This is a genomic window from Aeromonas sp. R2-4, from assembly GCF_040908365.1.
Lineage (GTDB): Bacteria > Pseudomonadota > Gammaproteobacteria > Enterobacterales > Aeromonadaceae > Aeromonas > Aeromonas veronii.
Map to the genome: position 1 here is coordinate 96,439 of NZ_JBFODO010000036.1, position 7,883 is coordinate 104,321.

At 62.4% G+C, this 7,883-nt stretch carries 6 protein-coding genes and 1 riboswitch; all 6 genes read left to right on the forward strand.

What is annotated here, in order from left to right:
• Positions 1–241 precede the first annotated feature (241 nt).
• The 6 genes from aerA (at position 242) to AB5Z05_RS14635 (ending at position 7,805) form a co-directional block, all read left to right on the forward strand.
• On the forward strand, positions 242–1,705 hold the full coding sequence (gene aerA / locus AB5Z05_RS14610; protein ID WP_162838993.1) for an aerolysin AerA: 1,464 nt from the start codon (positions 242–244) through the stop codon (positions 1,703–1,705).
• A 271-nt stretch (positions 1,706–1,976) separates the two neighbouring features.
• A riboswitch (TPP riboswitch) is annotated at positions 1,977–2,089 on the forward strand.
• Between the two features lie 280 nt (positions 2,090–2,369).
• A complete protein-coding gene (gene thiC / locus AB5Z05_RS14615; RefSeq protein WP_368152045.1) occupies positions 2,370–4,361 on the forward strand; it encodes a phosphomethylpyrimidine synthase ThiC in 1,992 nt (663 codons plus the stop codon).
• Complete coding sequence (gene thiE, locus AB5Z05_RS14620) at positions 4,358–5,965, forward strand: thiamine phosphate synthase (protein WP_368152046.1); 1,608 nt, start codon at positions 4,358–4,360, stop codon at positions 5,963–5,965. Before thiC ends, thiE begins: the two co-directional genes overlap by 4 nt.
• On the forward strand, positions 5,955–6,749 hold the full coding sequence (locus AB5Z05_RS14625) for a ThiF family adenylyltransferase (RefSeq protein WP_368152047.1): 795 nt from the start codon (positions 5,955–5,957) through the stop codon (positions 6,747–6,749). The genes thiE and AB5Z05_RS14625 overlap by 11 nt, the downstream gene beginning before the upstream one ends.
• Positions 6,746–6,952: a sulfur carrier protein ThiS gene (gene thiS / locus AB5Z05_RS14630; protein ID WP_255939006.1), complete on the forward strand. Its 207-nt coding sequence runs from the start codon at positions 6,746–6,748 to the stop codon at positions 6,950–6,952. Before AB5Z05_RS14625 ends, thiS begins: the two co-directional genes overlap by 4 nt.
• Positions 6,953–7,037: 85 nt before the next feature.
• A complete protein-coding gene (locus tag AB5Z05_RS14635; RefSeq protein ID WP_042081355.1) occupies positions 7,038–7,805 on the forward strand; it encodes a thiazole synthase in 768 nt (255 codons plus the stop codon).
• Positions 7,806–7,883 lie beyond the last annotated feature (78 nt).

Sequence of the window (7,883 nt, forward strand, 5' to 3'; positions counted from 1 at the left end):
ATATGGTTTCACCATATTGTGGCAGCCATTAAATAATGACTGTCACAATATTTATGATTTATTCCTCAATAAAGTCATCGCTCTAATTATTTTCCTGTATCACCATTATTTTGTTTGTCATGGATGTTTTTTGGTGGTTTATTTTATTTGTGTCAGGTTTTGTCGATGTCCATACCTGTCAAATGAAAAAGGATATTTCTACACAATAACAATTATCGTATGTCTGAAAGAGGGATAAATGATGAATAGAATAATTACCGCCAATCTGGCGTTTTTGGCGTCTTCATTGATGCTCGCTCAGGTGCAGGCGGCTGAACCTGTCTACCCTGATCAGGTCAAGTGGGCGGGTCTTGGGACGGGCGTCTGTGCCAGTGGTTACCGACCTCTGACCCGTGATGAAGCCATGAGTATCAAGGGTAATCTGGTCAGCCGCATGGGGCAGTGGCAGATCACCGGGCTGGCGGATCGCTGGGTGATTATGGGGCCGGGATATAATGGCGAAATCAAACAGGGCACTGCCGGAGAAACCTGGTGTTATCCCAATTCACCGGTTTCCGGAGAAATACCAACACTCTCTGACTGGAATATTCCGGCGGGTGATGAGGTCGATGTGCAATGGCGGCTTGTCCACGACAATGATTATTTTATCAAGCCAGTCAGTTATCTCGCCCATTATTTGGGATATGCCTGGGTGGGTGGAAATCATAGCCCCTATGTCGGGGAAGATATGGATGTTACCCGGGTTGGCGATGGCTGGCTGATAAAGGGAAATAATGACGGCGGCTGCTCCGGATATCGTTGCGGGGAGAAGAGCTCCATCAAGGTAAGCAACTTCTCATATACTCTGGAACCCGACTCCTTCAGCCATGGTCAGGTCACCGAGAGCGGCAAGCAGCTGGTCAAAACCATCACGGCCAATGCGACCAACTACACCGACCTGCCCCAGCAGGTGGTGGTGACCCTGAAGTACGACAAGGCCACCAACTGGTCGAAGACCGACACCTACAGCCTGAGCGAGAAGGTGACCACCAAGAACAAGTTTCAGTGGCCGCTGGTGGGGGAAACCGAACTGGCCATCGAGATCGCTGCGAGCCAGAGCTGGGCCTCCCAGAAAGGGGGCTCGACGACCGAGACCGTCTCGGTTGAAGCGCGCCCCACGGTGCCGCCTCACTCCAGCCTGCCGGTGCGGGTTGCCCTCTACAAGTCCAACATCTCCTACCCCTACGAGTTCAAGGCCGAGGTCAATTATGACCTGACCATGAAGGGCTTCCTGCGTTGGGGCGGCAATGCCTGGTATACCCATCCGGAGAATCGCCCCACCTGGGAGCACACCTTTGCCGTCGGCCCGTTCCGCGACAAGGCGAGCAGCATCCGCTACCAGTGGGACAAGCGTTATATCCCGGGTGAAGTGAAGTGGTGGGACTGGAACTGGACCATCAGCGAGTATGGCTTGTCGACCATGCAGAATAACCTGGGTCGTGTGCTGCGCCCGATCCGTTCGGCGGTGACCGGTGACTTCTATGCCGAGAGCCAGTTTGCCGGCGATATCGAAATCGGTCAGCCCCAGACCCGTTCCGCGAAGGCTGCCCAGCTGCGCAGTGCCTCTGCCGACGAGGTGGCGCTTACCGGTGTGGATCTGGACAGCGAGGCCCTTGCCAACGAAGGGTTTGGCAACGTATCCCTGACCATAGTTCCGGTTCAATAACCTCACTCGCAGGCCCCTTTCATAGGGGCCCGTTCCTGTTCTGCGTAAGACGATGCACTTGCCCAGCGCACCTCGCTTTTCCCTCTTTTTGTCCTCCTGTACCTGCATGATCACAGCGGGAAGCTATGGCTTGCCAAGGTGATGCCAACGCAGGTTTGACCTCTGTTTGGGGTGGCCCCGTGAGTGAGGCATCGTTCACTCATTTGTTGCAAGAGTGGTGTTGGCCAGATTGTTAACGGCTTGTGCTTTAAATTTTCCCCCTTATACTGGCGCCATCTTGTCGGAGTGCTGACCGTCGAACGACGCGAAGCTGAGACCGTTAATTCGGGATCCGTGGAACCTGATCAGGTTAAAACCTGCGAAGGGAACAAGGGTAACTTGCGGGTTACCGCGCCGGAGGAGGAACAAGCCTCTTCCGCTCATCGAAGGGCTCACCCTTGATGGGTCAGGGCGCACAGGAGGGAGTCTGTCCCGTCCGGTTTTCCAGCACGTGGGGCGCCTTGCCCAAAGCATGCAGAGAGCGGGAAGCGGCAGAACAGCAGCGCGGAGATCTATCCCGCGCGCACTCCCTCCCGAGATAAACACCCCGCCGCAAGTTCATCTTCTCCTCGAACTCCAGACAAGCAAATACCCATAACTTCAACCAGTTAATGTGAGTTTTGCTATGTCTACTTCTGTATCTGATACCGCCAAATCCAGCCGCCGCGAGCAGCGCTCCAGCGCTCAGGCCTTTATCGACAGCCTCAAGGGGATGGCTCACCCCAACTCCCGCCGCATCTTTATCGAAGGCTCCCGCGCCGATATCCGGGTGCCCCTGCGGGAGATCCAGCTGGCCGACACCTTCATCGGCGGCACCAAAGAGGCTCCTCAGTTCGAGCCCAACGAGCCGGTGCCGGTCTACGACACCTCGGGCCGTTACGGGGAGGAGGGGATCGCCATCGATGTGCGCCGCGGCCTGCCGCGCCTGCGGGAAAACTGGGTGCTGGAGCGCGATGATACCGACGAGCTGCCGGGGCTCAGCTCCACCTTCACTCAGGAGCGGCTGGCCGACGAGGGGCTGGATCACCTGCGCTTCGAGCATCTGCCCAAGCCGCGCCGTGCCAAGCCGGGCCGCCGGGTCACCCAGCTCCACTACGCCCGCGCCGGCATCGTCACTCCCGAGATGGAATTTATCGCCATTCGCGAGAACATGGGGCGCGAGCGGGTGCGCTCCGAACTGTTGCACACCCAGCATCCGGGCCGTGATTTTGGTGCCCGTTTGCCCCAGAACATCACCCCCGAATTTGTGCGCGATGAGGTGGCGGCCGGTCGCGCCATCATCCCCAGCAACATCAACCACCCGGAAGCGGAGCCGATGATCATCGGCCGCAATTTTCTGGTGAAGATCAACGCCAACATCGGCAATTCGGCGGTCACCTCCAGCATCGAAGAGGAAGTCGAAAAGCTGGTCTGGTCGACCCGCTGGGGCGCCGACACAGTGATGGATCTCTCCACCGGCCGCTACATCCACGAGACCCGCGAGTGGATCCTGCGCAACAGCCCGGTGCCCATCGGTACCGTGCCCATCTATCAGGCGCTGGAGAAGACCAACGGCATCGCCGAAGAGCTCACCTGGGAGCTGTTCCGTGACACCCTGCTGGAGCAGGCCGAGCAGGGGGTGGACTACTTCACCATCCACGCTGGCGTCCTGCTGCGCTTCGTGCCGATGACCGCCAAGCGCCTCACCGGCATCGTTTCGCGCGGCGGCAGCATCATGGCCAAGTGGTGCCTCTCCCACCACAAAGAGAACTTCCTCTACCAGCACTTCCGCGAAATCTGCGAGATCTGCGCCGCCTATGACGTGGCCCTGTCGTTGGGCGACGGTCTGCGCCCAGGCTCCGTCTATGACGCCAACGACGAGGCCCAGTTCGCCGAGCTGCGCACCCTGGGTGAGCTGACCAAGATCGCGTGGGAGTACGACGTGCAGGTGATGATCGAGGGGCCGGGTCACGTGCCGATGCACATGATCGAGCGCAACATGACCGAGCAGTTGGAGCATTGCCACGAGGCGCCTTTCTATACGCTGGGCCCGCTCACCACCGACATCGCGCCGGGTTACGATCACTTCACCTCCGGCATCGGTGCCGCGCTCATCGGCTGGTACGGCTGCGCCATGCTCTGCTACGTCACCCCCAAGGAGCATCTGGGGCTGCCCAACAAGGAGGATGTGAAGCAGGGGCTGATTACCTACAAGATCGCCGCCCACGCCGCCGATCTGGCCAAGGGTCACCCGGGCGCCCAGATCCGCGACAACGCCATGTCCAAGGCGCGCTTCGAGTTCCGCTGGGAGGATCAGTTCAATCTGGCCCTCGACCCCGACACCGCCCGTGCCTACCACGACGAAACCCTGCCGCAGGAGTCCGGCAAGGTGGCTCACTTCTGCTCCATGTGCGGGCCCAAGTTCTGCTCCATGAAGATCACCCAGGACGTGCGTGACTACGCAGCAAAGCTGGAGGCCGTTGAGATCAAGCTGGTCGGCATGGATGGCCAGCAGGAGCAGGTAGTGGCTCAGGTGGAGAGCGGCATGGCCCGCATGGCTGAGACCTTCAAGGAGATCGGTGGCGAGATCTACCATCAGGCGGCGGCACTGAAACAGGCCGCAGGGGAGGAGGCGTGAGCAGCGCAAGCGGGGCTGTCAGCCCCGCCGACTTGTCGCCCGTGACCGACTCGCTGCCTGTGGTCTGGACCATCGCCGGTTCCGACTCCGGCGGCGGTGCCGGCATTCAGGCCGACTTGCACACATTGCACGACCTCGGTGTGCACGGCTGCTCGGTCATCTCTGCCATCACCGCCCAGAACTCGGTGGCGGTGAAGATGGTTGACCCCGTGCTGATGCAGACCTTCACCGCCCAGATCGACGCCCTTGGCGTCGATCTGCCGCCCGCCGCCATCAAGATAGGCCTGCTGCCGACCCGGCTTCACGTCGAGGTGCTGGCCCGCCGACTGGCTGCCATCGAGGCTCCCTTCGTGGTCTACGACCCGGTGGCCATTGCCAGCACCGGCACCCCGATGGCGGAGCCCAATATGCTGGAAGCGGTGCGCGAACAGCTGCTGCCACGTCTGTCGCTTATTACCCCCAACGGCCCCGAGCTGGAAGCCCTGACCGGACTGCCGGTCAGCAGCCCCGAACTGGTGCGCCTTGCCGCCCGCCGCCTGCGCGAACTCGGCGCCCGCGCCGTGCTGGTCAAGGGGGGCCATCTGGAGTGGAGTGGCGATCTCTGCCTCGATTACTACCAGGATGAGACCCGCGAATTCTGGCTGGCGGCGCCGCGCCTCGATACCCGCCACGGCCACGGCACCGGCTGCTGCTACGCCAGCGCCATCGCCGCCGTGGTGGCGCAGGAGTATCCGGTAGAGGACGCCATCACCCTCGCTCGCGCCTACCTGCAACAGGGGCTGGCGGCGGCGCAAGGAGTGGGGGCAGGCCCCGGCCCCATCGCCCATCTCGGTTGGCCCGCCGATCTGGCTCACTTCCCCCGCGCCGTATTGGCGGGGTCAACCCTCGATCGCCGCTTCGGACTTTATGAGACAAGCAGTGCCCGCCTGCAGCAGGGCCCCTTCGCGCCGACCGAACACAACCTCGGTCTCTATCCGGTGGTCGATTCGGTCAAGTGGCTGCGCCGCCTGCTGGGGCAGGGGGTCAAGACCATTCAGCTGCGGATCAAGAATCTGCCTGCCGCAGAGGTGGCACCGGCCATTGCCGAGGCTGTCGCGCTCGGTCGCCGTCATGGGGCGCGGCTTTTTATCAACGACTACTGGCAGCAGGCCATCGAGGCGGGCGCCTGGGGCGTGCATCTGGGGCAGGAGGATATGGAGACCGCCGATCTCGCCGCCATTCAGGCGGCCGGGCTGCGCCTTGGCATCTCCACCCACGGTTACTTCGAGCTGATGCGGGCCCGCGAGCTGGCCCCCTCCTATATGGCGCTCGGCCATATCTTCCCGACCAACACCAAGGCAATGCCTTCTCGCCCGCAGGGGCTGGTGCGGCTGCATCGCTACCGAGCCCTGATGGCGGATTGGCCGACGGTGGCCATCGGCGGCATCAGCGAGGAGCGGGTGGCGGCGGTCAAGGCAAGCGGGGTCGGCAGTATCGCGCTGGTCTCGGCCATCACGGCCAGCGATGACTGGCAGGGGGCGACCGAACGGCTGCTTGCTGCCGTGGGGGCGGGGGATGAGCCGCGCTCGGCCACTGTTATACGGGAGGCAGAACATGCGCTCTGATGCCGCTTCTCTTAGTGACAAAGAGTATTTGCGATACGGCCGCCAGCTGATGCTGGCGGAAGTGGGTGAGACGGGGCAGGCGCGGCTGAAAGATAAGTCCGTGCTGATCGTCGGCCTCGGCGGGCTTGGCTCGCCACTCGCTCTCTATCTCGCCGGGGCCGGGGTCGGCACCTTGTGGCTGGCCGATGGGGATACGGTGGATTCCAGCAACTTGCCGCGCCAGATCCTGTTCGATAGCGAGGCGGTCAACCACTCCAAGGCGGAGCTGGCCCGCGAGCGCTTGGCCGCCCACAACCCGCTGGTGGAGCTGATTGCCATCAACCAGCGGCTCGATGCCGCCAGCCTGCCGGAGTTTGTGGCCGAGGTAGATCTGGTGATCGACTGCTGCGACAACCTCGCCACCCGCCAGGCCATCAACGCCGCCTGCGTGGCTCAGGGCAAGCCCTGGATCTCCGCCGCCGCAGTGGGTTGGCAGGGGCAGCTGATGGCGCGCACCAGCAGCGATCACGCCTGCTACGCCTGCCTCTATCCGCTGGATACCAAGCTCTCCCAGAGCTGCGAGAGCAGCGGCGTCACCGGCCCGCTGGTCGGGGTGATGGGCTCTTTGCAGGCGCTGGAGGCATTGAAACTGCTGTTAGGGATGCCGAGCCCGGTGGCCGGCACATTGCGCCGTTTCGATGCTTTGGCCCATCAGTGGCAGACCCTCACGCTGGCCCCCGACCCCGATTGCCCGGTTTGCGGGCAGCGCCGATGCCCGACACACGATAAGGAGATCACCCCATGACCCTCACCATTCTACTCAACGATAAAGCCCAGCCGCTGACGGCAGGGCAGAGTGTGGCCGACCTGCTGGCGGCGCAAGACGTTAATCCACAGGGGGTGGCGGTGGCCCTTAACGGCGCCGTGCTGCCCCGTGGCCGCTGGGCCGAGACCCGTCTCAATGACGGGGACGAACTCCACCTCTTTACCGCCATTGCGGGAGGCTGACCCATGATGCTCACAGTCCCATCTTCGAGCGTTCTGCCTTGCGGTGAAACTTCATCTCTTCTTACCACTGTGGCCGGAGGCTGACATGCTCAAGATTGCCGATCACACCTTCTCTTCGCGCCTCTTTACCGGCACCGGCAAGTTTGCCCGCCCGGAACTGATGGCCGCCGCCATCGAGGCGAGCGGCTCCCAACTGGTCACCATGGCCATCAAGCGGCTGGAACCGGGCAAGGCCCACGACGATATCCTGAGCCCCTTGCTGCAACTCGGGGTCAAGCTGCTGCCCAACACCTCCGGCGCCAAGACCGCCGCCGAGGCGGTGTTTGCTGCCCATCTCGCCCGCGAGGCGCTGGGGACGAACTGGCTGAAGCTGGAGATCCACCCCGATCCGCGCTATCTGCTGCCCGATCCCATCGAGACGCTGAAAGCCGCCGAGCAGCTGGTGAAAGAGGGCTTTGTGGTGCTGCCCTACTGCGGCGCCGACCCCGTGCTCTGCAAACGGCTGGAAGAGGTGGGCTGTGCCGCCGTGATGCCGCTCGGTGCGCCCATCGGTTCCAATCAGGGGCTGGTGACCCGGGAGTTTCTCTCCATCATCGTCGAGCAGGCCAATGTGCCTGTGGTGGTGGATGCGGGGATCGGTGCGCCGAGCCACGCCGCCGCCGCCTTTGAGCTGGGCGCCGATGCCGTGCTGGTCAACACTGCCATCGCGGTGAGCGGCGACCCGGTCGCCATGGGCCGCGCCTTTGCGCTGGCCTGCACCGCCGGTCGCAGCGCCTATGAGGCGGGCCTTGGCGCCCGCGCCCTGCAGGCCCAAGCCTCCAGCCCGCTCACCGATTTTCTGGGGGCGTTATGAGTCATGATGCTGGCTCGGGGCAAGAGCCAATGGCCATGTCCTCTTTCTCGGTTTCTCCCGAGGCTGATGTGTTTAGCC

What these genes read in the sequence shown, in the direction of transcription:
- AB5Z05_RS14625 (WP_368152047.1), top strand. Translation starts at nt 5,955, where the DNA reads ATGCGCTCTGATGCCGCTTCTCTTAGTGACAAAGAGTATTTGCGATAC.
- AB5Z05_RS14635 (WP_042081355.1), top strand. Translation starts at nt 7,038, where the DNA reads ATGCTCAAGATTGCCGATCACACCTTCTCTTCGCGCCTCTTTACCGGC.
- thiS (WP_255939006.1), top strand. Translation starts at nt 6,746, where the DNA reads ATGACCCTCACCATTCTACTCAACGATAAAGCCCAGCCGCTGACGGCA.
- thiC (WP_368152045.1), top strand. Translation starts at nt 2,370, where the DNA reads ATGTCTACTTCTGTATCTGATACCGCCAAATCCAGCCGCCGCGAGCAG.
- aerA (WP_162838993.1), top strand. Translation starts at nt 242, where the DNA reads ATGAATAGAATAATTACCGCCAATCTGGCGTTTTTGGCGTCTTCATTG.